Source organism: Variovorax sp. GW821-FHT09D07 (genome assembly GCF_059416345.1).
This window is the reverse complement of record NZ_JBWKOY010000002.1, coordinates 1,051,781-1,077,394: the sequence shown is the minus strand read 5'-3', so window position 1 is coordinate 1,077,394 and position 25,614 is coordinate 1,051,781. Positions and strand designations below refer to the sequence as shown.

Here is a 25,614-nt window from a genome sequence, read left to right as displayed (position 1 = left end):
ATGCGCATCGGCACCCTCAAGCAAAGCTACACCGCCGACGCGGCGCTGTTCGACTCGCGCACGCAGAAGGTGTGGCTCGCGATCGGCGCGGCGCTGCTCGTGCTGTTTCCCTTCATGGCCAGCGACTACTGGCTGTACCTCGCGTGCCTCGTCGCCATCAACGTGGCGAGCGCCACGGGCCTGAACATTCTCACGGGCTACACGGGCCTCGTGAGCCTCGGGCAAGCCGCGTTCATGGGGCTGGGCGCCTACACCGTCGCGATCATGCAGACGCGGCTGGGCACGCCCTTCCTGCTGAACATCCTTGCGGGCGGCGTGGTCGCGATGCTCGGCGGGCTCGTCGTCGGCATCCCGTCGCTGCGCGTGAAGGGCCTGTACCTGGCGATCGCGACCATCGCCGCGTCATTCATCACGCACTTCCTGTTCGCCAACCTCAAGCTCACGGGCGGCACCACCGGCATCTCGCTGCCGCCCGCGCAGCTCTTCGGACTGCCGCTGGACACCTCATTTCGCCTGTACTGGGTGATCGTGCCGGTGATGGTGCTCATGGTGCTCGGCGCGGCCAACCTGTTTCGCACGCGCGTGGGGCGCGCCTTCATCGCCATCCGCGACCGTGACATCTCGGCCGAGGTGCTGGGCATTCCGCTGCTGCGCTACAAGCTGCTGTCGTTCGGGCTGTCGTCGTTCTACGCCGGCGTGGCGGGTGGCCTGTGGGCCTACTTCTTCCGCGTGGTCACGCCCGAGAGCTTTCCGCTCCTGATGTCGATCTTCTTCCTGGCGGCCATCATCGTCGGCGGCATGGGCACCATCCTGGGCGGCATCTTCGGCGCCGTGTTCATGACCATGGTGCCCGAGCTGCTCAAGCTGGTGGTCGACCTGCTGCCCGGCGGCGTCGAGATGACCGTGTTCCTCTCGCCGGTGCGCACCGTCGTCTTCGGCCTGCTCATCGTCGGATTTCTGGTGTTCGAGCCGCACGGGCTCGCAGAAGTGTGGCGGCGCCTGCGCCGCTTTTTCCATCTATGGCCGTTTCGTAACTAGAACCAGGAGACACACATGCCCAAGACAACGAAGAAGCTTTCCCCCCAGCGCCGCGCCCTGCTGATCGCCGCGGGCCTGGCCGCCACCGTGCCGTTCGCGGCGAATGCGCAAGGCAACGAGGACATCGTCATCGGCGGCTCGATCCCCATGACCGGCGTGTTCGCCTTCGCGGGCGTGGGCATCAATGCCGGCATTGCCGACTACGTGAAGATGGTCAACGACGCGGGCGGCATCAAGGGCCGCAAGCTGCGCTACGTGCCGGAAGACACGGGCTACAAGGTCGACGTCTCGGTGGCGGCCTTCAAGAAGATCACGAGCCAGAACAAGGTCAACCTCTACTACGGCGACTCCACCGGTTTCTCCAAGACCATCAACCCCGAGCTGGACCGCGGCGGCCAGATCTTGATGGCGGGCGCCTCGTTCGCGACCGAGCTGAACGACCCGGCCAAGTACCCGAACCAGTTCCTGGTCGGCCCCGACTACACCGAGCAGATCGGCATCCTGCTGCGCCACATCGCCAAGGAAAAGCCGGGCGCGAAGGTGGCCTTCGTGTACTCCGACTCCGAGTTCGGCCGCGACCCGATCGAGGCCAGCGAAGCCGCCGCGAAGAAGCTGGGCCTCAGCGTGCCCGTAAAGCTCATGACGCCCGCGGGCAGCGTCGACGTGTCGACCGAGGTCATCAAGCTGCGCCGCGCCGCGCCCGACTACACGATCTTCCACGGCTACATCCTGGCGCCCATTCCCGAGTTCGTGCAGCAGGGCAAGCAGATGGGCATGACCAGCAAGTGGATGGGCACCTTCTGGACCATGGACAGCTCCACCGTCATGAAGATGGGCGAAGGCGGCGACGGCTTCATGGGCGTGATGCCCTACCGCTACTACTACGACACCTCGGCCAAGGCGCCGATGCTCGACAAGATCCGCGCGCTGCGCCCCGAGTACCAGAGCACGGCCTACACGCAGGGCTTCCTCACGGCGATGCTGTTCACCGAGGCCGCCAAGCGCACGCTCGACGCCGGCAAGCCGCTGGACGGCAAGAACCTGAAGGCCGCGCTCAACACCATCAAGGACTTCGACACCGGCGGGATCATCGGCACGCCGATCACCATCAAGGGCAATTCGATTCCCGTGGGCCGCGTCTACAAGGCCGACATGAAGGCGCAGAAGATGGTGCCGGCGTCGGACTGGATCGCACTGAACTGACAGATCGACACGATGGACGCGCGCGCGGCACCGACTGACCTCGTCTTGGAGGTCAACAACATCGAGGTGGTCTACAACAAGGTCGTGCAGGTGCTGCGCGGCCTGTCGCTGGCCGTGCCGCGCGGACAGATCGTGGCGCTGCTGGGCAGCAACGGCGCGGGCAAGTCGACCACGCTGAAGGCGGTGTCGGGCCTGCTCGCGCTGGAAGACGGCGAGGTCGAGGCCGGGCGCATCGTGTTCGACGGCGCACCGACCGAGCGGCTCGCGCCGCAGCAGCTGGTGCGGCGCGGCCTGAGCCACGTGATGGAAGGTCGGCGCGTGTTCGAGGACCTCACGGTCGAAGAGAACCTGGTCGCCGCGACCTACGCGCTGACGGGCCGCACGGGCGTTGCGCCGGCATCGCGCAACTTCGATGACGTCTATGCCTACTTCCCTCGCCTGCACGAGCGCCGCAAGGGCCTCGCGGGCTATCTTTCGGGCGGCGAGCAGCAGATGCTCGCCATCGGGCGCGCGCTGGTGGCGCAGCCCCAGCTGATCCTGCTCGACGAGCCCTCGCTGGGCCTGTCGCCCAAGCTGGTCGAGGACATCTTCACGATCATCGCGCGCATCAACGCCGAGCGCGGCACCTCGATGCTGCTGGTGGAACAGAACGCCAGCGTGGCACTGGCCATCGCCCACACGGGCTACATCATGGAAAGCGGCAAGGTCGTGATCGACGGCAGTGCCGAGCGCCTCGCGGCCGACCCCGACGTGCGCGAGTTCTACCTGGGCGTGGGCGGCAGCGGCGAATCGCGCAGCTTCCGCGAGCTGAAGCACTACAAGCGCCGCAAGCGCTGGCTGTCATGACGACCCCGACGATGAACCCGCTCCCTTCGCTCACGCTGCCGCAGATGCTGCGCGAGCAGGCACGCCTGCAGCCGCAGCGCATCGCGATCCGCCAGAAGGACTTCGGCATCTGGCATCCGCTGGACTGGGCCGGCTACCTGCTGCGCGCCAGCCGCTTCGGCCTGGGCCTGCATGCGATGGGCCTCGCGCCCGGCGGGCACCTGGGCGTGATCTCGGAGAACCGCGTCGAGTGGCTGCTCGCGCAGATGGGCGCGGGGCTCATCGGCGCCGTGACCGTGGGCGTGTACCCCACCAGCCCGAGCAACGAGGTGGCCTACGTGGTCGGCCATGCGGACATCGAGGTGATCGTCTGCGAGGACCAGGAGCAGACCGACAAGGTGCTCGACGCCCTCGACCAGTTGCCGCGCCTGCGCAAGATCGTCGTGATCGAGACCAAGGGCCTCGCGAGCTACCCGCCCGAGGTGCGCGAGCGCATCGCGACCTTTGCCGAAGTGGAGCAGGCCGGCGCCGAGGTGCTGGCACGCGACGGCACCGCGCTCATCGACGCCGCGCTGCAACGCCAGACGCTGGCCGACATCGGTTTGATGATCTACACCTCGGGCTCCACCGGCAAGCCCAAGGGCGCGATGATTTCGTACCGCAACATCCGCGGCGTCGTGCCCGGCATCGTCGATCGGCTCGGGCTCGACGGCGGCACCACGCACCTGTCGTACCTGCCGCTGTGCCACGTGGCCGAGCAGATGCTCACGGCCTTCGTGCCGCTGTACCTGGGCTCGCAGGTCAACTTCGGCGAATCGATCCGCACCGTGCAGGAAGACCTGCGCGAGGTGGCGCCCACCATGTTCCTCGGCGTGCCGCGCATCTGGGAAAAGCTGCACGCGGGCATCAGCATCAAGATGCAGGAAACCGGGCGGCTGCAGCGCGCGCTGTTCCGCAAGGCCATCGAGGCCTGCGCGCCGCTGGCCGAGAAGCCACGCAGCGCCTGGACGCTGGCCGAGCGCGGCCGCTTCGCCCTCGCCTACTGGACCGTGCTGCGCGCGCTGCAGAACTTCATCGGCCTGCGCCGCGCGCGCATCGCGCTCACGGGCGCGGCGCCGATCCCGGCGGACGTGGTGCGCTTCTTTCGCACGCTGGGCGTGCCGCTGGTCGAGGTGTACGGGTTGACCGAATCGACCGGCATGGTCTCGGGCCACCGCGCCGACGCCGTGACCATCGGCACCGTCGGCCCGCCCACGCTGGGCACCGAGCACCGCGTGGGTGAAGCCGGCGAGCTGCTGGTGCGTGGCGACATGGTGTTCGAGGGCTACCACAAGAACCCCGAGGCCACGGCCTCATCGATCCGCGACGGCTGGCTGCACACGGGCGACGTGGTGCGCGAGGAAGCCGGTGGGCAACTGCGCATCGTCGACCGGCTGAAGGACATCATGATCACCGCCGGCGGCAAGAACCTCACGCCCTCGGAGATCGAGAACACCATGAAGGGCAGCCCCTTCATCAAGGAATGCATCGTGGTGGCGGACGGCCGCAAGTTCGTGGGCGCGCTGCTGCAGATCGACTACGAGACCGTCGGCAAATGGGCCGAGGCGCAGCGCCTGCCCTTCACGCATTTCCGCTCGCTGGTGGAAGAACCCAAGGTGCGCGCGCTGATCGAGGCCGAAGTGGCGCGCGGCAATGGGAAGCTGGCGCAGGTGTCGCAGATCAGACGTTTTCATCTGCTCACCAAAGAGTTGGACCATGACGACGGTGAAGTCACCGCGACCATGAAGGTGCGGCGCTCCAGCATCTACAAGGCCTACGCCAACGAGATCGAGGCGCTGTACAGCGCCTGATCGGGAAGCAAGAGGCTCAGTCGCCGCGCACGGGACGGGCCCGCACGTCGGTCACATCGTCGGCCGGACCCAGCACGACCGGGCTGCGCACCGACTCGCCGCGCGCACGGGCGCTGACCACGTCGGCCGCCGTGGGCTCGGCCGGTTGCTGTGCCGCATGGCGAAATCGGTCGAAGCCTGAGCGCGGGTTGAAACGCATGACCCAGGGCGTCACGGGCTTGCCCGTGAGGCGCCCCCAGGCGTAGCGCACACCCCAGACCGCCGCCAGCAGCAGGGCCGCCACGGCCAGGCTGGCCGCGAAGACCAGCCCCAGGAGCAGAAGAATGACGCGAAGAATGAAGTTCATCATCCGACTTTAGGCCGATGCAGCCGCCGTTGGTTCCCCGCCCTTGCGGAACGAGAACTGGCCCGGCGACTGGATCGGGTCGGTTTCGACTTCGATCGTGTCCTTCGGCCCGAAGCTGCCGTCCAGCAACAGCTTCGAGAGCGGGTTCTCGATGCGCTGCTGGATCGCACGCTTGAGCGGACGCGCACCGAACACCGGGTCGAAGCCGACCTTGGCGATCTCGGCCAGCGCCGCAGGCGACACCTGCAGGCCCAGGTCCATCTTCGCCAGGCGCGCCTGCAGCACCTTGAGCTGGATCGCGGCGATCGATTCGATGTTCTTCGCGTCGAGCGCGTGGAACACGACGGTCTCGTCGATGCGGTTCAGGAACTCGGGGCGGAAGTAGTTCTTCAGCTCGTCCCACACCGCCTCTTTGATCTCTTCGCTCGGCTGGCCCACCATCGACTGGATGATCGGCGAACCGATGTTGCTGGTCATCACGATCACGGTGTTCTTGAAGTCCACGGTGCGGCCCTGGCCGTCCGTGAGGCGACCGTCGTCGAGCACCTGCAGCAGCACGTTGAACACGTCGGGGTGGGCCTTCTCGACCTCGTCGAGCAGCACCACGCTGTAGGGCTTGCGGCGCACGGCTTCCGTGAGGTAGCCGCCCTCTTCATAGCCCACGTAGCCCGGCGGCGCGCCGATGAGGCGGGCGACCGAATGCTTCTCCATGAACTCGCTCATGTCGATGCGGATCAGGTGGTCTTCGCTGTCGAACAGGAAGCCCGCGAGCGCCTTGCACAGTTCGGTCTTGCCCACGCCCGTGGGGCCGAGGAACAGGAACGAACCCGTGGGGCGGTTCGGATCGCTCAGGCCCGAGCGCGAGCGACGGATCGCGTTGGCGACCGCACCGATGGCCTCGTCCTGGCCGACCACGCGCTCGTGCAGCTTGTCTTCCATGACGAGCAGCTTGTCGCGCTCGCCCTGCATGAGCTTGGCGACCGGGATGCCGGTGGCGCGCGCCACGACCTCGGCGATTTCTTCCGAACCGACCTGCGTGCGCAGCAGCGTGGGCGCGCTGGACTTGCCCTTGCTCGCCTCGCTCTCTTCGGCTTCCTTCAGGCGCTTCTCGAGCGCCGGCAGTTGGCCGTATTGCAGCTCGGCGACCTTGTTGAAGTCGCCCTTGCGCTTCCACTCCTCGATCTGGAACTTGATCTTGTCGATGTCTTCGCGCACGTGCGCGCTGCCCTGGGCCTGGGCCTTCTCGGCCTGCCAGATCTCGTCATAGTCGGCGATCTCTTTTTGCAGCTTGGTGATCTCGTCCTCGATGAGGCCGAAGCGCTTCTGCGAGGCTTCGTCCTTTTCGCGGCGCACGGCTTCGCGCTCGATCTGCAGCTGGATCAGGCGGCGGTCCAGGCGGTCCATGACCTCGGGCTTGGAGTCCATCTCGATCTTGATCTTGGCCGCGGCCTCGTCGATCAGGTCGATGGCCTTGTCGGGCAGGAAGCGGTCGGTGATGTAGCGATCACTCAGTTCGGCCGCGGCCACGATGGCCGGGTCGGTGATCTGCACGCCGTGGTGCACTTCGTACTTCTCCTGCAGGCCGCGCAGGATGGCGATGGTGGCCTCGACGCTGGGCTCGCCCACGATGATCTTCTGGAAGCGGCGCTCCAGCGCGGCGTCCTTCTCGATGTACTTGCGGTATTCGTCCAGCGTGGTGGCGCCCACGCAGTGCAGCTCGCCGCGCGCGAGCGCGGGCTTGAGCATGTTGCCCGCGTCCATGGCGCCTTCGGCCTTGCCGGCGCCGACCATGGTGTGCAGCTCGTCGATGAAGACGATGGTCTGGCCTTCGTCCTTCGCGAGTTCATTGAGCACGGTCTTCAGGCGCTCTTCGAATTCGCCGCGGAACTTGGCACCGGCCAGCAGCGCGGCCATGTCGAGCGACAGCACGCGTTTGCCCTTGAGCGACTCGGGCACTTCGCCCGCGACGATGCGCTGGGCCAGGCCTTCGACGATGGCGGTCTTGCCCACGCCGGGTTCGCCGATGAGCACGGGGTTGTTCTTGGTGCGGCGTTGCAGCACCTGGATGGCGCGGCGGATTTCCTCGTCGCGGCCGATGACCGGGTCGAGCTTGCCCAGGCGGGCGCGCTCGGTGAGGTCCAGGCAGTATTTCTTGAGGGCTTCGCGCTGGCCTTCGGCGTCGGCGCTGTTCACGCCCTGCCCGCCGCGCACGGCCTCGATGGCGGCCTCGAGCGACTTGCGGCTCAGGCCGTTGTCCTTGGCGATCTTGCCGATGTCGGCCTTGCTGTCGGCCACGGCGAGCAGAAAGAGTTCGCCCGCGATGAACTGGTCATTGCGCTTGATGGCTTCCTTCTCGGTCGCCTGTAGCAGCTTGCCCAGCTCGGGGCCGACCTGCACGATGTCGTGGCCCTGCACCTGGGGCAGTTTCTTGATGGCGCCTTCGGCGGCCTGCAGCAACCCGGGCACGTTGACGCCGGCACGCTCCAGCAGGGCGCGCGGGCCGTCGTCCTGGCGCAGCATCGCGACCAGCAGGTGGGCCGGTTCGATGTAGGCGTTGTCGCTGCCAAGGGCGAGCGACTGGGCGTCGCTCAGTGCTTCCTGAAATTTGGTGGTGAGTTTGTCTTGTCGCATGGTGGTATTCCTGCATCCAAAATAGGGCTGTTCGGGCACGATTCAAGGTTGCGAATCGGATTTGCACCCTGGGCACGGGTATTGCACCGGGCCCCGCACCGTCCCGCCGTAGGCATTTCTCTCTTTCTTCGAATGGAGTCGATCATGGTTTTTTCAATGCAGCGCGTCCAACCGATGCGCCGCGCGTTCAGCGTGGGTCTCCTGGCTGCGGCCATGGGCATGGCCGGCCTGGCGCAGGCCCAGAGCGGCACGCCGGTGCGCCTGCTGGTGGGCTTTCCCGCCGGCGCGGGCACCGACGCCATTGCGCGCACCCTGGGCGAAAAGCTCAAGGACGTGCTGGGCGTGCCCGTGGTGGTCGAGAACCGCGCGGGCGCGGGCGGCCAGATCGCGGCGCAGGCGCTGAAGGCCGCACCGGCCGACGGCCACACGCTGTTCCTGTCGCATGACCACTCCATCTCGATCCTGCCGCAGGTGGTGAAGAACCCGGGCTTCAACCCTGCGACCGACTTCGTGCCCGTGGCCGGCTTTGCCACCTTCGCCAACGTGCTGGCGGTGTCGGGCGGCACGCCGGCCAAGAGCATCGACGAGTACGTGAAGTGGATCCGCACGCAAAAGGGCGGCAAGGAGACCATCGGCGTGCCGGCGCCGGCGTCGATCCCCGAGTTCCTGGTGAAGATGATCTCGGACAAGTACAAGATCGACGTGCAGCCCGCGCCCTACCGCGGCAGCGCGCCCATGACGGCCGACATGCTGGGCAACCAGATCACGGCGGGCATCGCCTCGGTGCCAGACTTCATCGAGAACCACCGCGCGGGCAAGGTGCGCATCGTGGCCTCCATCGGCGCCAAGCGCCAGGCCCTGCTGCCGAACGTGCCGACCTTCACCGAGCTGGGCTTTGCGAACCTGGAAGACCTGCCCTACTACGGCATCTTCGCGCCGGTGGGCACGCCGCAGGCCGTCATCGACAAGTACGGCGACGCGCTGCAGAAGGTGCTGGCCATGCCCGACGTGAAGCAGAAGCTCACCACCATGGGCCTGACGGTCGGCTACGAGCCCCAGGGCCAGTTCGCGGGCCGCGTGCGCACCTACACGCAGACCTGGGAAAAGATCATCCAGGCGAGCGGCTTCAAGCCCTGAGCTGCACGGCCTGGCACGGTCGTCACATGAGTGATCTTCCGGCCCGGCGAGGCCCCTCTACGATGGGCCCTCGCCTTCCAACAACAAAGCCGGAGACACATCCCTCATGCGATTCACGACCCTCGCCGCCTCGCTGGCGGCCGCGCTGCTGCTCGGCGCCTGCGGCAGCACCGCGCCCGTTTCCCCCGCCGAAGTCGGCGAATTGCGCCCGGGTTCGGGCTACCTCAAGGGCTACCTGCCCGCCGCCGAGCTGCCCGACAGCCTCGCCCTGCTGCCCGCGCCCCCGGCCGAGGGCTCGGCCACGCTGGCGGCCGACGGCGCCACCTTCCGCGCGCTCACGGCCCTGCAGGACACGCCGCGCGGCGCACTCGCGGTACAGGACGCCAACCTCAAGTTCCCGAAGGCCGCCGAGGTGTTCTCGTGCGCGCTGGGCATGCCCATTTCCGAGCAAGCCACGCCGAACCTGAACATGCTGCTGCGCCGCACGCTCGCCGACGCCGGTACGGCCACCTACAAGGCCAAGAACACCTACAACCGCACGCGCCCCTTCGTGGCCTTCAAGACCGGCAGCTGCACGCCCGCCGAAGAAGCCTTTCTGGCCAAGGACGGCTCCTACCCCTCGGGCCACGCAGCCCTGGGCTGGGCCTGGGCGCTGGTGCTGACGGAACTCGCGCCCGAGCGCGCCGATGCGCTGCTGCAGCGCGGCCGGGCCTTCTCGCAGAGCCGCGCGATCTGCGGCGTGCATTGGCAAAGCGACATCGAGAACGGTCGGCTGGTCGGCGCGGCGACGGTGGCCAGGCTGCACACGAACCCGGTGTTCCAGGCGCAGATGGCGGGTGCCCGCTCGGAGATTGCGAAGGCCCGAGCAGCGGGTGCGGTGCCCGCTCAGGACTGCAGTGCGGAAGCCAAAGCACTGGCGGCCTCGGCGCTGATCGCGCCCTGAGTCTCGACCGCGCCGCTCAGGTGGCGCTGTTCGAGGCCGCGATGCCCCAGCGCGCCAGCGCCTCGTCGTCGGTCACGCGGGCATCGACCCAGCGCGCACCCTCGGGCGTCTGCTCCTTCTTCCAGAACGGGGCCTGCGTCTTCAGGTAGTCCATCAGGAACTCGCAGGCCTGGAAGCTCTGGCCGCGGTGGGCGGACACCACCGCCACCATCATGATCTGGTCCAGCGGCTGCAGCAGCCCCACGCGGTGGATCACGCGCGCGCCGAGGATGTCGAAGCGCTTGTGGGCCTCGTCGATCATGGCCTCGATAGCCTTCTCGGTCATGCCGGGGTAATGCTCCAGCTCCATCGAGGCGATGGTGCTGCCGTCGTTGCGGTCTCTGACCGTGCCGATGAAGCTGCAGACAGCGCCGACGCGCGCGTCGGCCGCGCGCAGGGCGGCGATCTCGGCACCGGCGTCGAAGTCGGCCGTCTGGATGGAAACGCGAGGGAGCGAGGACATGCCCAAATTGTGGCACTGCCGCCCTACACTGCGCCGATGCCGGCCCCCACGTCGCAGCCCCTGACACCCGACGATGTCGAGATGCTGCGTCGCGTCGACCTTGCCGCGCGCACCCCGGCCGTCGGCCTGACGGTGCTCGCCGTGCTGCTGGCGGGTTGCGCCCTCGTCTTCGTGGTGATCGGGCGGCTTCCCGGCGCCCCGCCGGGCCTGGCCCTGGCAATGAACGCGGCGGCACTGGTCACCTTGCTGCTGGGCGTGTGGCTGTTCACCCATCGGACGCGGATCGACCGGCGCCGGGCCCAGGCCACCCGCGAGGCCCTGGCGAAGAACAGCAAGTTCACCGTGGCCGGCACCGTGGACCACGTGGCCGCCCTGCCCGGCGGCGCGCTGCGCTACACGGTCGACGGCCAGTTCCACATCGACGTCGTGCCGGTGCTGGGCCTGGACGCACCTCGCAGCCACGCCACGGGCCGACCGCTGACGGCCGTGCGGCACCTGGCGCAGGCGCCCGTCGAGATCGAATGCGTGGCGCGCGACAACGCCGTGTATCTGCTGCTGCGCACGCGTTATCCGATGGCGCGCCAGGCTACGCGCACCGAGCGGCCGGCCACCTCGCGCGACCGTCGGCGCGCCGGGCGCTCGGACCGCCGCTTCATGGGCGTCGTGCTGGCGGGCGGCGCGGCCCTGGCGATCGGGACGGCGTGGGCCGACGGTTTTCGCCCGGGCTTCGGCCTGTTCATGGCGGGGTACGCAGCTGCCATCTGCGCGCTGGTGTTCGCGGTCGGCGTGCTGCCGCAGCTGCTGCGCGCACGCCGGTTCACGCACCTGCACACGGTGAGCGGGCCGGTCACCGAAATCCTCACGGCCCAGGTGCCGCAGGGCAAGCACACGGCCGAGGTGCGCTGGTTCCGGGTCGACGGCCAGCTGTTCGGCGCACTCGACCTCAAGACCGACGTGCAGCTGGGCAACCAGGTCACCGTCGAGTTCCTGGGCAATGCCCGCGCCGCCGATGGCGGCCGTGTCGTGAGCCTGCAACGCAGCGCCACCGCACCGCCGGCCTAGGCGCGACAATGCAGCCCATGCCTTCGCGCCGCACGCCCACCCGCCTCTCGCCTTCGTTCGAAGGTCAGGCACGCGCGCGCCAGGGCAACAAAGCCAAAAAACCAAAGCTCGTCTGACCGGAGCCGAGGTTCCGTCGTCGGATGAGCGACGGAACCTGCCAAGGCTTTGGCCCCTCTTGGGTTGCGCGCGCATCGGACGGTGGTTCTTTCCATCGGTCGATTCCTGAAAGGAAGCCTGCGTGCCACATCAACAACCAACCGCCGACACCGCGACCGATTTCTCGGGCCTGTGGGTCGCCCTCGTCACCCCGTTCCGCGACGGCGCGGTCGACCACTCCGCCCTGGCGGCGCTCGTGCGCCGGCTCGCCGACGACGGCGTGACCGGCTTCGTGCCCTGCGGCTCGACCGGCGAGGCCGCCGCGCTCGACGAGGCCGAACAGCTCGCTGTGCTCGACACCGTGCTCACCGCTGCCGGTGGCCTGCCGGTCGTGATGGGCGTGTCGGGCTACCACCTGGGCAAGGCCACGGCGTGGGCGCGCAAGCTCTCGGAACGCCCGTTGGCGGGCCTGCTGGTGGCCGCGCCGCACTACATCCGCCCGTCGCAGGCCGGCGTGCTCGAGTGGTTCCACGCCATCGCCGATGCCAGCGCGGTGCCCGTGCTGGTCTACGACATCCCCTACCGCACGGGCGTGACCATCGCGCGCGAGACGATGCTGGCGCTGGCAGAGCACCCGCGCATCCGCGGCATCAAGGACTGCGGCGGCGACATGGCCAAGACACGCGCCGTGATCGCCGACGGCCGGCTGCAGGTGCTCACGGGCGAAGACCACCAGATCTTCGCCACCATGGCCGAAGGCGGCGTGGGCGCCATCGCGGCCAGCGGCCATGTGCAGACGAAGCGCCTCGTGCGGCTGGTGCGCCTGCTGGCCGAGAACCGGCTGGCCGAGGCGCGCGCCGAATGGCAGCCGCTGCAACCGCTGCTGGAGATGCTGTTTGCCGAACCCAACCCGGGCCCGCTGAAGGCCTTGCTGGCGCATGCGGGCGAACTGCGTGATGAGCTGCGCTCGCCGATGACCCGCGCGTCGGACGGCCTGCGCGAGCGCCTCGTGGCGCTGGACGCGCGGCTCAGCCGCCCGTGACGGGCGGGAAGAACGCGACTTCGCAGTCGTCGCTCAGCGCGGCGGCTTCGTCGCTCATGGCCTGGTCGAGCGCCATGCGCACGGCCTTGCCGCGTGCGAGCGCGCTGGCGTAGGCCCCGCCGCGGGCGATGAGTTCGTCGCGCAGGGACGCGAGCGTGCCGGCCTGCGTGTCGACGGTTTCGCCGCTGTTGGACAGTGCCTCGCGCACTGAGGCGAAATAACGGATGCGGACCTTCATGGGGAGATTCAGCCGAGCAGCGATGCGAGGGGAATGAAGTTCACGGTGTCGCCGGCCTGGATGGTCCGGCCCGCCGGGTTGTCGACCAGCCCGTCACCCCAGACCATCGAGGTGAGCACGCCCGAACTCTGGTTGGCGAACAGGTCGAGCCCGCCCGCCGCGTTGCGCCGCACGCGCAAGAACTCGCGGCGCTTGTCGGCGCGCGGCCAGTCGAAATCGGCGCGCAGCGGCACGGCCGCGGGCGCCACGCGCGTGGCCCCCTGCAGCGCGAGCAGGAAGGGCCGCACCAGCATCAGGAAGGTCAGGAAGCTCGACACCGGGTTGCCGGGCAGCCCCGTGACATGGCAGGCGCCCTGCCCGTTCCTGCGCGCGATCGAGCCGTAGGCAAAGGGCTTGCCGGGCTTCATCGACAGCGACCACAGCTGCAGCTCGCCCAGCGATTGCAGCGCGGCGCGGATGTGGTCTTCTTCGCCGACCGAGACGCCGCCGGTGGTGATGATCAGGTCGTTCGCCTCGGCCGCCTCGCGCAGCGCGGCGATGGTGGCTTCGCGGTTGTCGGGCACGATGCCCAGGTCGTTCACCTCGCAGCCCAGGCGGCGCAGCAGCGCGCGCATGAAGAAGCGGTTCGAGTTGTAGATCGCGCCGGGCTTCATCGCGTCGGGCGCGACCTCGCCGGGCATCACCAGCTCGTCGCCGGTGGAGAGCATGGCCACGCGCGGCTTGCGCGCGACCTGCAGCTTGTCGAAGCCGACGCTGGCGGCCAGGCCGAGCGCGGCGGGCGTGAGGCGTTCGCCGCGCTGGAGGACCACGTCGCCCGAGGCCACGTCCTCGCCTGCGCGGCGCACCCACTGGCCGGCCACGGGCGCGATGGCGATGCGCACGGCACCCAGGCCACCTTCCTGCGGCGTGGCGGTCGTGTCTTCCTGCATGACGACCGCGTCGGCGCCTTCGGGGATCTGCGCCCCCGTGAAGATGCGCGCCGCCGTGCCGGCCGCAAGCGGCGTGCCGACGGTGCCGGCGGGAATGCGCTGCGTCACGGCCAGCTCGCTGCCAGGCGTGGCGCAATCGGCCGCGCGCACGGCGTAGCCGTCCATCGCGCTGTTGTCGCGCGGCGGCACGGTGAGGCCCGAGACGAGGTCCTGCGCCAGCACGCGCCCGTCGGCATCGAAGGTGCCGACGCTTTCGGCCGGCAGCAGCGGCCGGGCCTTGGCGAGCAGCACCGCGATCGCTTCATCGAGCGGCATCAACGGCGGGCGCGAGGACGAGGCGGCGAAGGGAACGGGAGAGGAATCAGCCATGGTGTCCGGGGTTGTAGTCGAAGCGCTCGCCGCTGTCGATCAACCACGTGGCAATGGCCTCGGCGTCGTTGAGGTCGAGCACCGGGCGCGCCGTGGCCTCGGGCAGGCCGGCCGGCGCATCGGTGGCGATGGCGGTGACAAAGGGGTCGTCGATGTAGAGCGCGGGGCGCGGCGCCTCGCCGTCGCCGCTCGGGCGCCAGACCTCGATCTTGAGCACGTCGCTGTGACGGAAGCCCTCGATCAGCGCCCAGTCGACCGCCGGATGCAGCTCGGCGAGCAGCTGGTGCACCGTGAGCTCGACCGGCACCTCGAACTCGCGCATCAGCGCGAGCCGCTGGTCGGACGCGACGACCACCTCGAAGGCCCCGGCCTGCCGATGGCGCCAGGTGTCCTTGCCGACGTGGTCGATGTCGAAGCGGTGGTGCGCATGCTTGACCACCGACACGCGCAGCCCGCGCTGCTTCAGCACGGGAATCAGGCGCTCCACCAGCGTGGTCTTGCCTGCGCCGGAATACCCGGCGAAGCCGACGACCTTCATGCCGCGGACGCCCCGGTCAGTCGCAGTGCTGGGCGATGTAGGCCTTGACGGCCTCGGCATCGGCCGGCAGCTGGACCACGCGCTTGGGCAAGGCTTCGATGCCTTCGAACTTCTTCGGGCGCGCGGGCTCCTCGCCCAGCGCCTCGACCACCGTGGCCGCGAACTTGATCGGCAGCGCGGTCTCGAGCACCACCATCGGCACGCCCGGCGTGAGCTGCTCGCGCGCGGCCTTGAGGCCGTCGGCGGTGTGCGGATCGATCAGCGTGGCGAAGCGCTTCTCGGTGTCGCGGATCATCGCGAGCCGGTCGGCGTGCGTGCTGCGGCCGCTGCGAAAGCCGAAGCGCTCGGCAGCCTGCTTGAACGCCGGATCGGCGCTCAGGTCGAAGCTGCCCGTCAGGCCCAGGTCGTCCACGAACAGCTGGCGCAGGCGGTCTGCATCGCGGCCGACCAGGTCGAACACGAAGCGCTCGAAGTTGCTGGCCTTGCTGATGTCCATCGACGGGCTGGAGGTTTCGTGCGTATCGACCGCCGCGCGCACGCGGTACACACCGGTGCGGAAGAACTCGTCGAGCACGTCGTTCTCGTTGGTGGCGACCACCAGCGTCTGGATCGGCAGGCCCATCATGCGCGCCACATGGCCCGCGCAGACGTTGCCGAAGTTGCCCGAGGGCACCGTGAAGCTCACCGGCTTGTCGTTGCTCGCGGTGGCCTGGAAGTAGCCCGCGAAGTAGTAGACGACCTGCGCCAGCAGGCGCGCCCAGTTGATCGAGTTGACCGTGCCGATGCGGTACTTGCGCTTGAAGGCCAGGTCGTTCGACACGGCCTTGACGATGTCCTGGCAGTCGTCGAACACGCCGGTGATGGCGATGTTGTGGATGTTGGCGTCCTGCAGGCTGAACATCTGCGCCTGCTGGAACGGGCTCATGCGCCCGTCTGGCGAGGTCATGAACACGCGCACGCCCTTCTTGCCGCGCATGGCGTACTCGGCCGCGCTGCCGGTGTCGCCGCTGGTGGCGCCCAGGATGTTGAGCTCGGCGCCGCGGCGGGCCAGTTCGTACTCGAACAGGTTGCCCAAGAGCTGCATCGCCATGTCCTTGAAGGCCAGCGTGGGGCCATTGGACAGGGCTTCGAGGTACACGCCATCTTCAAGCTCGCGCAGCGGCACGATCTCGTCGGTGCCGAACACCTCGGCCGTGTAGGTCTTCGCGCAGATCGCCTTCAGGTCGGCCGCGGGAATGTCGTCGATGTACAGCGAGAGGATTTCGAAGGCCAGCTCGTTGTACGGCAGCGTGCGCCACGCCGCGAGCGTGGCGGTGTCGACCTGCGGGTACGTCTCGGGCAGGTACAGGCCGCCATCGGGCGCCAGGCCTTCGAGGAGGATTTCGCAGAAGCGCTTGCGGTCGGCGTGGCCGCGGGTGCTCAGGTAGTTCACTTCAACTCTTCCTTGCGGATGCGCACGATGGGCTCGAGCACGGTCGGCAGTGCCTGCAGCTCGGCCATGACGTCGTTGACGGTGCCTTCGCGCGCGTCGTGCGTGAGGATGATGAGGTCGGTCTGCGTCGAGCCTTCGCCGCCCACTTCATCGGCTTCGCGCTGCAGCACGGCGTCGATGCTGATGCCGGCGGTGGCCAGCAGGCCCGTCACCTTGGCAAGCACGCCGGCCTGGTCGGCCACGCGCAGGCGCAGGTAGTAGCTGGTGACGACTTCCGACATCGGCAGCACCTTCAGGTCGCTCATGGCGTCGGGGTGGAAGGCCAGGTGCGGCACGCGGTGTGCGGCGTCGGCGGTGTGCAGGCGGGTGATGTCGACGAGGTCGGCGATCACGGCGCTGGCGGTCGGCTCGCTGCCGGCGCCCTTGCCGTAGTACAGCGTGGTGCCCACGGCGTCGCCGTGCACGACCACGGCGTTCATGGCGCCTTCGACGTTCGCCAGCAGGCGCTTGGACGGCACCAGCGACGGGTGCACGCGCAGCTCGATGCCCTGGGCAGTGCGCTTGGTCACGCCCAGCAGCTTGATGCGGTAGCCGAGCTGCTCGGCGTACTTGATGTCTTGTGCAGCGAGCTTGGTGATGCCTTCGACGTGGGCCTTGTCGAACTGCACGGGAATGCCGAAGGCGATGGCGCTCATCAGCGTGACCTTGTGCGCGGCGTCGACGCCTTCGATGTCGAAGGTGGGGTCGGCTTCGGCGTAGCCCAGGCGCTGGGCTTCCTTCAGCACGGTGGCGAAGTCCAGGCCCTTGTCGCGCATCTCGGACAGGATGAAGTTGGTGGTGCCGTTGATGATGCCGGCCAGCCACTGGATGCTGTTGGCCGTGAGGCCTTCGCGCAGCGCCTTGATGATCGGGATGCCGCCGGCCACCGCGGCCTCGAAGGCCACCATCACGCCCTTGGCATGCGCGGCCGCGAAGATTTCGGTGCCGTGCACGGCGAGCAGCGCCTTGTTGGCCGTGACCACGTGCTTGCCGGCCGCGATGGCTTCGAGCACCAGCTGCTTGGCGATGCCGTAGCCGCCGATGAGTTCGATGACGATGTCGATGTCGGGGTTGGCGATGACTTCGCGCGCATCGGCGACCACCTTCACGCCTTCGCCGGCCACTTCGCGGGCGCGGGCGGTGTCGAGGTCGGCCACCATGGTGATCTCGATGCCGCGGCCGGCGCGGCGCTTGATTTCTTCCTGGTTGCGCTGGAGCACCTTGAAGGTGCCGCTGCCGACCGTGCCTGCGCCGAGCAGGCCTACTTGGATGGATTTCATGGGAGGGGTCGCGTTCATGGTTTGGATGAGGTAAGAGACGGTGCTGCGGCGTCCACAAGGCGGCTGACGTAGCGCGGCAGGCTCCAGGCGCCACCCGCGAAACCGCGGCACATGCCGTCGCCGTTCGCACCGGTGCGCACGAAGGTCGTGCCGTTGAAGTGCCAGGTTTCGCTCGACCAGCAGTCGCCGATGCCGCGCCCCTTCATGGAAGAGGTGACGCTGGCGTCCTTGTCGTCGAACTCGCCGCTCGCCTCGAGCGACACGGGCGCATAGGGCGGCTTGTCGTTGGCGGTCCAGAGCAGCGTGGTGTAGTTGTACGCGCCCACGCCGCAGCCCAGCGCCAGGAGCACCTTGCGGTCGCTCAGGCGGTGAACCTCCACCGACTTGGCGTTGACCTGGTCCTGGTTGTTGCACCGCTCGCGCGCGTCTTTCAGGTCGAGCGACGGAAAGATGCGCGCGGCCAGCGCGTCGTCGCCAAGCCGCGCCTTCGGCGGCTTGACCACATGGACGACGGGCATGGGCACCGGCGGCAGCACGGAAGATTCGGGCTTGGCGCCCTTGCGCACCAGCGCACCCGGGGTGCCGACGCGGCCTTGCGTTTCGTCCATTTTCAGCAGCACGGCGTTGAGGCCGGCGAGCGACAGCGTCCACTTCTTGCCACCGTTGGCCGTGACGGTGGCGTCGTCGCTCTTGAGCAGTTCGGGCAGCACGGCGCGGATCTGGCCCTGGTCGAAGCTGGCGGTTCCCGCGTCGAGGCCGGACAAGGCGGCCTTGCCGACCTTGAAGCGCAGCGGCCCCTTGGCACTGCCGTCATCGCCGATCTGCAGCTGGATGTCGAGGGCCGTGTTCGGCCCGGCCGCGCGGGTGATCAGCATCGACACCTGCTGGTGCTCCCCGCCGTCCGCCTGGTAGCCGGCGGCGCGGCAGGTCAGCGTGTTGTCGCAGACCAGTTCCCAGTCGTTGTGCGAGAACGAAATGGGCTCTTTCTTCCCGGCCGCGCCGACAGACAGTGCGCCCAGCAACAGCGCGACAGCGACGCAGGCGGATTTCATGGTCCCGTCTTGCGACGCAACCGGTACTGCTCCAGGAACTTGGCGATGCGGTTGATGGCCTCGCGCAAGTCGTCTTCGTGGGGCAGGAACACGATGCGGAAGTGGTCCGGCGTGGCCCAGTTGAAGCCGGTGCCCTGCACCAGCATCACGCGGGTTTCCTTCAGCAGCTCGAGGAAGAACTGGCGGTCGTCCGCGATCGGATAGACCGCGGGGTCGAGCTTGGGAAACATGTAGAGCGCGGCGCTGGGCTTGACGCAGCTCACGCCCGGGATGGCGGTGATCAGCTCGTAGGCCAGGTCGCGCTGGCGGCGCAGGCGCCCGCCTTCGCACACGAGGTCGTTGATGCTCTGGTAGCCGCCGAGCGCCGTCTGGATGGCCCACTGGCCCGGCACGTTGGCGCACAGGCGCATGTTCGAGAGCATGTTCAGGCCCTCGATGTAGTCGCGTGCGCTGCGCTTGTCGCCCGACACCACGAGCCAGCCGGCGCGGTAGCCGCACGAGCGGTAGCTCTTGGAGAGCGAGTTGAAGGTCAGCGTGAGCACGTCGGTCGACAGGCTGGCGATGGCCGTGTGCTTGACGCCGTCGTACAGCACCTTGTCGTAGACCTCGTCGGCGAAGATCACGAGGCCGTGCTCGCGGGCGATCTCGACAAGGCTCTTGAGCAGGTCGTCGGAATAGAGCGCGCCGGTCGGGTTGTTCGGGTTGATGACCACGATGCCCTTGGTGCGCGGCGTGATCTTGGCGCGGATGTCGGCCAGGTTCGGCATCCAGCCGTTGTCCTCGTCGCACAGGTAGTGCACCGGCGTGCCGCCCGACAGGCTCGTGGAGGCGGTCCACAGCGGGTAGTCGGGGGCCGGCAGCAGCAGCTCGTCGCCGTCGTTGAGCAGCGCGTTGGTGGACATGGCGATCAGCTCGCTGGCGCCGTTGCCCAGGTAGATGTCGTCGAGCGTGACGCCCGCGATGCCCTGCTTCTGGGTCTCGTGCATCACGGCCTTGCGCGCCGCGAAAACGCCCTTGCTGTCCGAGTAGCCCGCCGAGGTCGGCAGGTTGCGGATCATGTCCTGCTGGATCTCCTCAGGCGCATCGAAGCCGAACACGGCCAGGTTGCCGATGTTGAGCTTGATGATCTTCTGGCCTTCTTCCTCCATCTGCTTGGCGGCGTCCATGATGGGGCCGCGGATGTCATAGAGGACGTTGGCCAGCTTGGCCGATTTCTTGAGCTGCTTCAAAGGGGCCCTCCCGGGCGGGTTTACTCGAAGGTCAAAGGCCCCTGCGGGCCTCGTGTCACTAGGGAAAACCTATAATTTGACCACAGTTCCCAGTGCCCCGATGAAGCTCCAGCCCGACAAATCCGACGTTCAGACCCTCACCGCACACGGCCCCGGCTGGGTCGCGATCAACAACGAAAAGGTGGAGGGCAGCGTCGTCGTGGGTTCGCGTGGCGAACGCTTTGCCTGGGATTGCACGCGTTTCGACCAGCTGGGCCCCGAACAATTCGCGCAATTGGCGTCGTTGGGCGCCGAATTGGTCATTTTCGGCAGCGGCAACCGCATCCGATTTCCCCAACCCGCATGGCTGCAGCCCCTGATGGCGCAACGCACCGGCGTGGAGACCATGGACACCCCGGCGGCCTGCCGCACCTACAACATCCTGGCCGGCGAAGGCCGGCACGTCATCGCCGCCCTGCTCGTCGAGAGCCCGGCGGGTGGCTGAGAGAGGGGTTTTCGAGGTAAAATACCGGGTTGCGAACCGGCCAGCTACCCCAAGTTAGCAACGACCAATCCTCCGTTCATCGAGCAAGCCCGAAAAAGGCCGAGAGGGCTCGGAGAACGGAATCTAACGGAGAAAACAAGTTTCATGGCGATCGTTGTCAACAAACCCATTCCTGAATTCGACGCCAACGCCACGGGCGGCATCAAGGTTTCGAACACCTCGCACCTCGGCCACGTCATGGTCATGTATTTTTACCCGAAAGATAACACTCCGGGTTGCACGACCGAAGCGATGCAGTTCCGCGACCACTACAAAGACTTCGAAAAAGCCGGTGCCACGGTCTTCGGCGTGTCGCGCGACAACATGAAGTCGCACGACGAATTCAAGGCCAAGCTCGAACTCCCCTTCGAACTGATTGCCGACACCGAAGAAAAAATGTGCCACATGTTCGGCGTGGTCAAGAACAAGATCATGTACGGCAAGAAGGTCAAGGGCATCGAGCGCAGCACTTTCCTGATCGGCGCCGACGGCATCCTGAAGGCCGAATGGCGTGGGCTCAAGGTTCCGGGCCATGTCGAAGACGTCCTCAAGGCCGTCAAGGCACTCAAGAAGGCCGCCTGATCGCGCCGCAAGGCACCGGGCGTGCGCTTTTGCATCAAGTCGTGGGAATTGCCCCACGCAGTGTGCAAAGAGCCTCTGGTGCGTCTTTTGCGGTGTGCATAATGGCCTCATGCCGTTGAGCTCCACGACCGCATCCTCCGAACGAAGCCGCCTGGGTCTACAGGCGGCTTTTTCGTTTTCCGGCCCTCCTCTTTCTTCCTTGCGAGCGACCTGACCCATGCCATTGCCTCCCGCCCCCACGAAACGCGCCGCATTGCTCTCGCCGGATGCCATCGACGCACCCGCCCGTCCCTCGCACAGAAACTCGCGCCGTTCCGGCGATTCGCGCGACGACGCCCCCGCCAAGAGCGGACCGCAGCCGTTGGAGCTGTTCGACAACCTCGGCACGGAAGGCGGCGGCGATGCGCCGGCCGCGCGCCCGGCACGTCGCTCGAAAACCAAGGCTGCACCCGCCCCGGCGCCCACGTCGGCACCGGTGAGCGCCCCGCAGCAGCAACAACCCGCGATGGTGCAGGTCGAGACGCGCGTGCCCACGCCTGCCCCGGCAGCCGCCCCGCCCGTCGCGGCGCCCCAGCAGGCCCCTGCACGCCCCAAGCGCAAGTCCACCGGCCCCGCCAAGCTGTTCGTGCTCGACACGAACGTGCTGCTGCACGACCCGATGTGCCTGTTCCGCTTTGAGGAGCACGACATCTTCCTGCCGATGATCGTGCTGGAAGAGCTCGACGGCCACAAGAAGGGCACGACCGAAGTCGCGCGCAACGGCCGCCAGACCAGCCGCACGCTCGACGCGCTGGCCGCCGCGCAGGACGCCGACATCGACAAGGGCCTGAAGCTGGACACCACCGGCCACCGTGAAGCCGGCGGGCGCCTCTTCTTCCAGACCGCCCCGCTCGACTACTCGCTGCCGATCAGCCTGCCCCAGGGCAAGGCCGACAACCAGATCCTGGGCGTCGTGCACGCACTGCGCGACGAGTACGCCAAGGACCGCCCGGGCAAGCCGAAGCAGGAAGTGGTGCTGGTGTCCAAGGACATCAACATGCGCGTCAAGGCGCGCGCGCTGGGCCTGGCGGCCGACGACTACCAGAACGACAAGACGCTGGAAGACGGCGACCTGCTCTACGCTGGCTCGCTCGCCCTCCCGCCCGACTTCTGGACCCGCCAGAGCAAGACGGTCGAAAGCTGGCAAAGCGGCAGCAACACCTTCTACCGGATCAGCGGCCCGCTGGTGCCCAACCTGTACATCAACCAGTTCGTCTTCTTCGAGGCGCCCGGCGAGCCGAGCATGTACGCGCGTGTCACCGAGATCCGCGACAAGACCGCGGTGCTCAAGACGCTCAAGGACTACAGCTCGGGCAAGAACGCGGTGTGGGGCGTGAACACGCGCAACCGCGAGCAGAACTTCGCGATGAACCTGCTGATGGACCCCGAGATCGACTTCGTCACGCTGACCGGCACGGCCGGCACCGGCAAAACGCTCATGGCACTGGCCTCCGGCCTCACGCAGGTGCTCGACGACCGCCGCTACACCGAGATCATCATGACCCGCGCCACGGTGAGCGTCGGTGAAGACATCGGCTTCCTGCCCGGCACCGAGGAAGAAAAGATGGGCCCCTGGATGGGCGCACTCGACGACAACCTCGAGTTCCTGGCCAAGGGCGACGGCGGCGGTGCCGGCGAGTGGGGCCGCGCGGCCACCAACGAGCTGATCCGCAGCCGCATCAAGGTCAAGAGCATGAACTTCATGCGCGGCCGGACCTTCCTGAACAAGTACGTGATCATCGACGAGGCGCAAAACCTCACGCCCAAGCAGATGAAGACGCTGATCACCCGCGCCGGCCCCGGCACGAAGATCATCTGCATGGGCAACCTCGCGCAGATCGACACGCCCTACCTCACCGAAGGCTCCTCGGGCCTGACCTTCGCGGTCGACAAGTTCAAGGGCTGGCCGCACGGCGGGCACATCACACTGGCGCGCGGCGAACGCTCGCGCCTGGCCGACTTCGCAAGCGACGTGCTCTAGATTCATCGGCTCCGGCCGACACAAGCCCGCGCATGCTCCCGGAGCATCGCGGGCTTTTTTTCGTCCGTCATGACAGGCTACTGACAAGACGTTGTCAGGAGGCGGCTCGCACCATCCAGGCTCCTTCCAACGCAACGAACGAAAGAGAGCACTTCATGACCACCCATGCCATCACCTGGTTCGAGATTCCGGTCGCCAACCTGGACCGCGCCCAGGCCTTCTACGAAACCGTGCTCGCGCGCAAGCTGCGCCGCGAAGACTTCGGCGGCAACCCCCTGGCCGTGTTTCCCTACGATGACCCCGCCACCGGCGGCGCGCTGAAGCCCGGCGCCAACACCAGTGCGCAGGCGGGCAGCGGCATCCGCGTGTACCTCGACTGCATGCCCAGCATCGATGCCGTGCTCTCGCGCGTCGAAGCGGCCGGCGGGCAGATCGTGGCCCCCAAGTCGGCGCTGCCGCCGGGCATGGGCTTCATCGCCCACCTGCGCGACACCGAAGGCAACGAAGTCGGCCTGCACGCCCCCGCCTGAGACACCATGGCACAACGCAACTGGATTGCGGTCGCCAGTGCCGAGCACGCCCGGCGCGGCCGGGACCACCGGCCGCTCGGGTTCATGCAGGTGGGCCACGGCAAGCTCGCGCCGCTCAAGCGCGTGGCGGCAGGCGACCGCGTGGCCTACTACGCACCGGCCACGGTGTTCGGCGGCACGGACAAGCTGCAAAGCTTCGTGGCGCTGGGCATCGTGCAGCCGGGCGATCCCTACGAGTTCGACATGGGCAACGGCTTCGTCCCGTGGCGTCGCGACGTGGCCTACGTCGCCGCGCACGAGGCGCGCATCGCCCCGCTGATCGAACGCCTCGCCTTCATCGAAACCCCGAAGCAATGGGGCTACAAGTTCCGCTTCGGCCTGTTCGACATCACCGACATCGACATGAAACTGATCGCGCAGACGATGAAGGCCGAACCGAAAGCGCTCCTGTTTTGAGCGCTTTCGCCCTCCTCATCCGCCACTTCCGGAGAAAAAACGCATGGACCCCATCCGCCAACACCACGACGCCTTCCGCGTCTCCGGCCTCACGGTACGCACCACCAACCGCGAAGAGATCGACCCCGCCACCGCACGCATCGGCGCGCTGTGGAACCGCTTCTTCGGCGAACAGACCTACGAGTCGACGCCGCACCGCACCAGCGACACGCGCATCTTCAGCGTCTACTCCGCCTACGAATCGGACGCGCACGGCGCCTTCGACATGACGGCCGGCGTCGCCGTCTCGGATGGCGCCAACAGCGTCGCCATCGAAGCCGGCGACTACCTCGTGTTCGCCGGCCGCGGCGAGATGCCGCAGATGGTGATCGCCACCTGGCAGCGCATCTGGCAGTATTTCGAGGCGCACCCGGAAATCGTGCGCCGCTACTGCAGCGATTTCGAAGCCTACGAGGGGCCGGACGCAGTGGCGATCCACATCGGAGTCTCATGAGCACACGCAAGGGCTGGCGCGACAGGCTGGCCGGCTACCCGAACCTGCCGAACGTGAAGGCCATTCCCCCGGCCATGCGCGCGCGGCACGGCGAGGGCACCATCGCCACGCCCTCGCCGGCCGAGGTCGAGGAGGCCATGCGTGGCGTGCCCGAAGGCCGGCTCGCGACCGTGCTCGGCATCGGCGAAGACATCGCGGCGCGCCACCAGGCCACCATCGGCTGCACCGTGACCACGGCCATCTTCGCCCACATGGTGGCCCACGCCACCGAGGAAGCCATGACGACGGGCGCCGGTCGCGCGCCGGGCACGCCGTACTGGCGCACGCTCAAGATCGGCGGCGAGCTCAACCCGAAGTACCCGGGCGGCATCGAGGCCCAGATGTCGCGGCTCGAGGCCGAAGGCCACACGGTGGTCCAGCGCGGCAAGCGCTACTTTGTCGAGGACTTCGCCAGGAAGCTCGTCGGAACGCGTTGATGCGCCGCGCCGACCGTCTCTTCCAGCTCGTGCAGCTCATCCGCGGCCGCCGGCTCACCACGGCCGCCTTCCTGGCACAGCGCCTGGAGGTGTCCGAGCGCACGGTGTACCGCGATGTCGCCGACCTGCAGCACCAGGGCGTGCCGATCGAGGGCGAAGCCGGCGTCGGCTACCGCCTCGGCGCGGGCTTCGAGCTGCCGCCGCTGATGTTCACGCAGGACGAGGCATCGGCGCTCGTGGCCGCCGCGCGCATGACCCAGAGCTGGGTCGACCCGGCGATGGCGCGCAACATCGAGACGGGCCTGGGCAAGATCCTGTCGGTGCTGCCGCCGGCGGCGCGCGTCTCGGCGGAGGCGCTGGCGCTCTATGCACCCGCGCTCGGCCTCGACGACGCCCTGCGCACCCGGCTGCAGACGCTGCGCGAGGCCGTGCAGGCGCACCAGAAGCTGCGGCTGCACTACCGCGACGTCTCGGGCGACGCCAGCGAGCGCACCGTGCGGCCGCTGGGCTGCTTCTATTGGGGCAAGGTCTGGACGCTCTCGACGTGGTGCGAGCTGCGCAACGATTTCCGCGGTTTCCGGGTCGACCGCATGGAGGCCGTGGAGGTGCTCACGACACGCTTCCAGGACGAACCCGGCAAGACGCTCGCCGACCTGCTGCGGCAGGTGAAGGCCGAGGCACAGCGCCACAAGGTGTGGGAGCAGAAACCGCCGGCCTCGACGTCCGAGCCCGGCAGCGACGCCAGCTGACGAC

Annotated in this window: 26 protein-coding genes; 16 read left to right on the top strand and 10 right to left on the bottom strand. The window is 67.9% G+C overall.

Annotated elements, in window-relative coordinates:
• From AC07OX_RS11300 to AC07OX_RS11285, 4 genes are read left to right on the top strand one after another with little or no spacing between them, the layout of a single operon-like run.
• Positions 1-1,038 carry a branched-chain amino acid ABC transporter permease gene (locus AC07OX_RS11300; RefSeq protein ID WP_354347122.1) on the top strand — a complete coding sequence of 346 codons (1,038 nt, stop codon included), beginning with the start codon at positions 1-3 and terminating at the stop codon, positions 1,036-1,038.
• 15 nt (positions 1,039-1,053) lie between these two features.
• Positions 1,054-2,241, top strand: coding sequence for an ABC transporter substrate-binding protein (locus tag AC07OX_RS11295; RefSeq protein ID WP_062472967.1), 1,188 nt, complete (start codon positions 1,054-1,056; stop codon positions 2,239-2,241).
• 12 nt (positions 2,242-2,253) lie between these two features.
• Positions 2,254-3,087, top strand: a complete 834-nt coding sequence (locus AC07OX_RS11290; RefSeq protein WP_495262848.1) for an ABC transporter ATP-binding protein — start codon at positions 2,254-2,256, stop codon at positions 3,085-3,087.
• 11 nt (positions 3,088-3,098) lie between these two features.
• Complete coding sequence (locus tag AC07OX_RS11285; protein ID WP_495262847.1) at positions 3,099-4,916, top strand: AMP-dependent synthetase/ligase; 1,818 nt, start codon at positions 3,099-3,101, stop codon at positions 4,914-4,916.
• 16 nt (positions 4,917-4,932) lie between these two features.
• Here AC07OX_RS11285 and AC07OX_RS11280 read toward each other — a convergent pair whose 3' ends face one another.
• Together AC07OX_RS11280 and clpB are read right to left on the bottom strand one after the other, a co-directional pair.
• Positions 4,933-5,262: a hypothetical protein gene (locus AC07OX_RS11280; protein WP_223301262.1), complete on the bottom strand. Its 330-nt coding sequence runs from the start codon at positions 5,260-5,262 to the stop codon at positions 4,933-4,935.
• 9 nt (positions 5,263-5,271) lie between these two features.
• Positions 5,272-7,893 (bottom strand): ATP-dependent chaperone ClpB, encoded by a 2,622-nt coding sequence (gene clpB / locus AC07OX_RS11275; RefSeq protein WP_139706121.1) that lies wholly within the window; start codon positions 7,891-7,893, stop codon positions 5,272-5,274.
• Positions 7,894-8,037: 144 nt separating this feature from the next.
• Between clpB and AC07OX_RS11270 the strand changes: the two genes are divergently transcribed.
• Together AC07OX_RS11270 and AC07OX_RS11265 are read left to right on the top strand one after the other, a co-directional pair.
• Positions 8,038-9,030, top strand: a complete 993-nt coding sequence (locus tag AC07OX_RS11270; protein WP_495262846.1) for a Bug family tripartite tricarboxylate transporter substrate binding protein — start codon at positions 8,038-8,040, stop codon at positions 9,028-9,030.
• A 106-nt stretch (positions 9,031-9,136) separates the two neighbouring features.
• On the top strand, positions 9,137-9,973 hold the full coding sequence (locus AC07OX_RS11265; RefSeq protein WP_495262845.1) for an acid phosphatase: 837 nt from the start codon (positions 9,137-9,139) through the stop codon (positions 9,971-9,973).
• Positions 9,974-9,989: 16 nt separating this feature from the next.
• Here AC07OX_RS11265 and AC07OX_RS11260 read toward each other — a convergent pair whose 3' ends face one another.
• A complete protein-coding gene (locus AC07OX_RS11260) occupies positions 9,990-10,475 on the bottom strand; it encodes a molybdenum cofactor biosynthesis protein MoaE (RefSeq protein WP_447743081.1) in 486 nt (161 codons plus the stop codon).
• A 36-nt stretch (positions 10,476-10,511) separates the two neighbouring features.
• Here AC07OX_RS11260 and AC07OX_RS11255 point away from each other — a divergent pair, with 36 nt between their 5' ends.
• Positions 10,512-11,537 (top strand): hypothetical protein, encoded by a 1,026-nt coding sequence (locus tag AC07OX_RS11255; protein ID WP_495262844.1) that lies wholly within the window; start codon positions 10,512-10,514, stop codon positions 11,535-11,537.
• Between the two features lie 238 nt (positions 11,538-11,775).
• Positions 11,776-12,675: a 4-hydroxy-tetrahydrodipicolinate synthase gene (gene dapA / locus AC07OX_RS11250; RefSeq protein ID WP_495262843.1), complete on the top strand. Its 900-nt coding sequence runs from the start codon at positions 11,776-11,778 to the stop codon at positions 12,673-12,675.
• Here dapA and AC07OX_RS11245 read toward each other — a convergent pair.
• Genes AC07OX_RS11245 through AC07OX_RS11215 form a run of 7 tightly spaced genes read right to left on the bottom strand, consistent with a single transcriptional unit; the run spans position 12,662 to position 19,781 of the window.
• Complete coding sequence (locus AC07OX_RS11245; RefSeq protein ID WP_492685186.1) at positions 12,662-12,913, bottom strand: MoaD/ThiS family protein; 252 nt, start codon at positions 12,911-12,913, stop codon at positions 12,662-12,664. The genes dapA and AC07OX_RS11245 overlap by 14 nt on opposite strands.
• An 8-nt stretch (positions 12,914-12,921) precedes the next feature.
• On the bottom strand, positions 12,922-14,211 hold the full coding sequence (locus tag AC07OX_RS11240) for a molybdopterin molybdotransferase MoeA (RefSeq protein ID WP_495262842.1): 1,290 nt from the start codon (positions 14,209-14,211) through the stop codon (positions 12,922-12,924).
• Entirely contained in the window at positions 14,204-14,749 is a 546-nt protein-coding gene (gene mobB, locus AC07OX_RS11235; protein WP_495262841.1) for a molybdopterin-guanine dinucleotide biosynthesis protein B, read from the bottom strand. The genes AC07OX_RS11240 and mobB overlap by 8 nt, the downstream gene beginning before the upstream one ends.
• 16 nt (positions 14,750-14,765) lie before the next feature.
• Positions 14,766-16,181 (bottom strand): threonine synthase, encoded by a 1,416-nt coding sequence (gene thrC, locus AC07OX_RS11230; RefSeq protein WP_495262840.1) that lies wholly within the window; start codon positions 16,179-16,181, stop codon positions 14,766-14,768.
• Positions 16,178-17,500, bottom strand: a complete 1,323-nt coding sequence (locus AC07OX_RS11225; RefSeq protein WP_095744704.1) for a homoserine dehydrogenase — start codon at positions 17,498-17,500, stop codon at positions 16,178-16,180. Before AC07OX_RS11225 ends, thrC begins: the two co-directional genes overlap by 4 nt.
• Before the next feature lie 14 nt (positions 17,501-17,514).
• Positions 17,515-18,552, bottom strand: coding sequence for a DUF1176 domain-containing protein (locus AC07OX_RS11220; RefSeq protein ID WP_159277544.1), 1,038 nt, complete (start codon positions 18,550-18,552; stop codon positions 17,515-17,517).
• Positions 18,549-19,781 (bottom strand): pyridoxal phosphate-dependent aminotransferase, encoded by a 1,233-nt coding sequence (locus tag AC07OX_RS11215; protein ID WP_070059597.1) that lies wholly within the window; start codon positions 19,779-19,781, stop codon positions 18,549-18,551. The genes AC07OX_RS11220 and AC07OX_RS11215 overlap by 4 nt, the downstream gene beginning before the upstream one ends.
• A gap of 100 nt (positions 19,782-19,881) precedes the next feature.
• On the opposite strand from AC07OX_RS11215, the gene AC07OX_RS11210 reads away from it, so the two are divergent.
• From AC07OX_RS11210 to AC07OX_RS11175, 8 genes are all read left to right on the top strand, one after another.
• Entirely contained in the window at positions 19,882-20,265 is a 384-nt protein-coding gene (locus AC07OX_RS11210; protein ID WP_062472996.1) for an Mth938-like domain-containing protein, read from the top strand.
• Positions 20,266-20,409: 144 nt separating this feature from the next.
• Complete coding sequence (locus tag AC07OX_RS11205) at positions 20,410-20,886, top strand: peroxiredoxin (RefSeq protein ID WP_062472998.1); 477 nt, start codon at positions 20,410-20,412, stop codon at positions 20,884-20,886.
• Positions 20,887-21,103: 217 nt separating this feature from the next.
• The gene (locus AC07OX_RS11200; RefSeq protein WP_495262839.1) at positions 21,104-22,906 is read left to right on the top strand and encodes a PhoH family protein; all 1,803 of its coding nucleotides are present in this window, start codon (positions 21,104-21,106) and stop codon (positions 22,904-22,906) included.
• A gap of 155 nt (positions 22,907-23,061) precedes the next feature.
• A complete protein-coding gene (locus AC07OX_RS11195) occupies positions 23,062-23,436 on the top strand; it encodes a VOC family protein (protein ID WP_062473002.1) in 375 nt (124 codons plus the stop codon).
• A gap of 6 nt (positions 23,437-23,442) precedes the next feature.
• Positions 23,443-23,892, top strand: coding sequence for an EVE domain-containing protein (locus tag AC07OX_RS11190; protein ID WP_495262838.1), 450 nt, complete (start codon positions 23,443-23,445; stop codon positions 23,890-23,892).
• A gap of 43 nt (positions 23,893-23,935) precedes the next feature.
• Entirely contained in the window at positions 23,936-24,385 is a 450-nt protein-coding gene (locus AC07OX_RS11185; RefSeq protein ID WP_495262837.1) for a GyrI-like domain-containing protein, read from the top strand.
• Positions 24,382-24,861 (top strand): MGMT family protein, encoded by a 480-nt coding sequence (locus AC07OX_RS11180; protein WP_139706141.1) that lies wholly within the window; start codon positions 24,382-24,384, stop codon positions 24,859-24,861. The genes AC07OX_RS11185 and AC07OX_RS11180 overlap by 4 nt, the downstream gene beginning before the upstream one ends.
• Positions 24,861-25,610, top strand: a complete 750-nt coding sequence (locus tag AC07OX_RS11175; protein ID WP_447743055.1) for a helix-turn-helix transcriptional regulator — start codon at positions 24,861-24,863, stop codon at positions 25,608-25,610. The genes AC07OX_RS11180 and AC07OX_RS11175 overlap by 1 nt, the downstream gene beginning before the upstream one ends.
• The last annotated feature ends 4 nt before the right edge of the window (positions 25,611-25,614 follow it).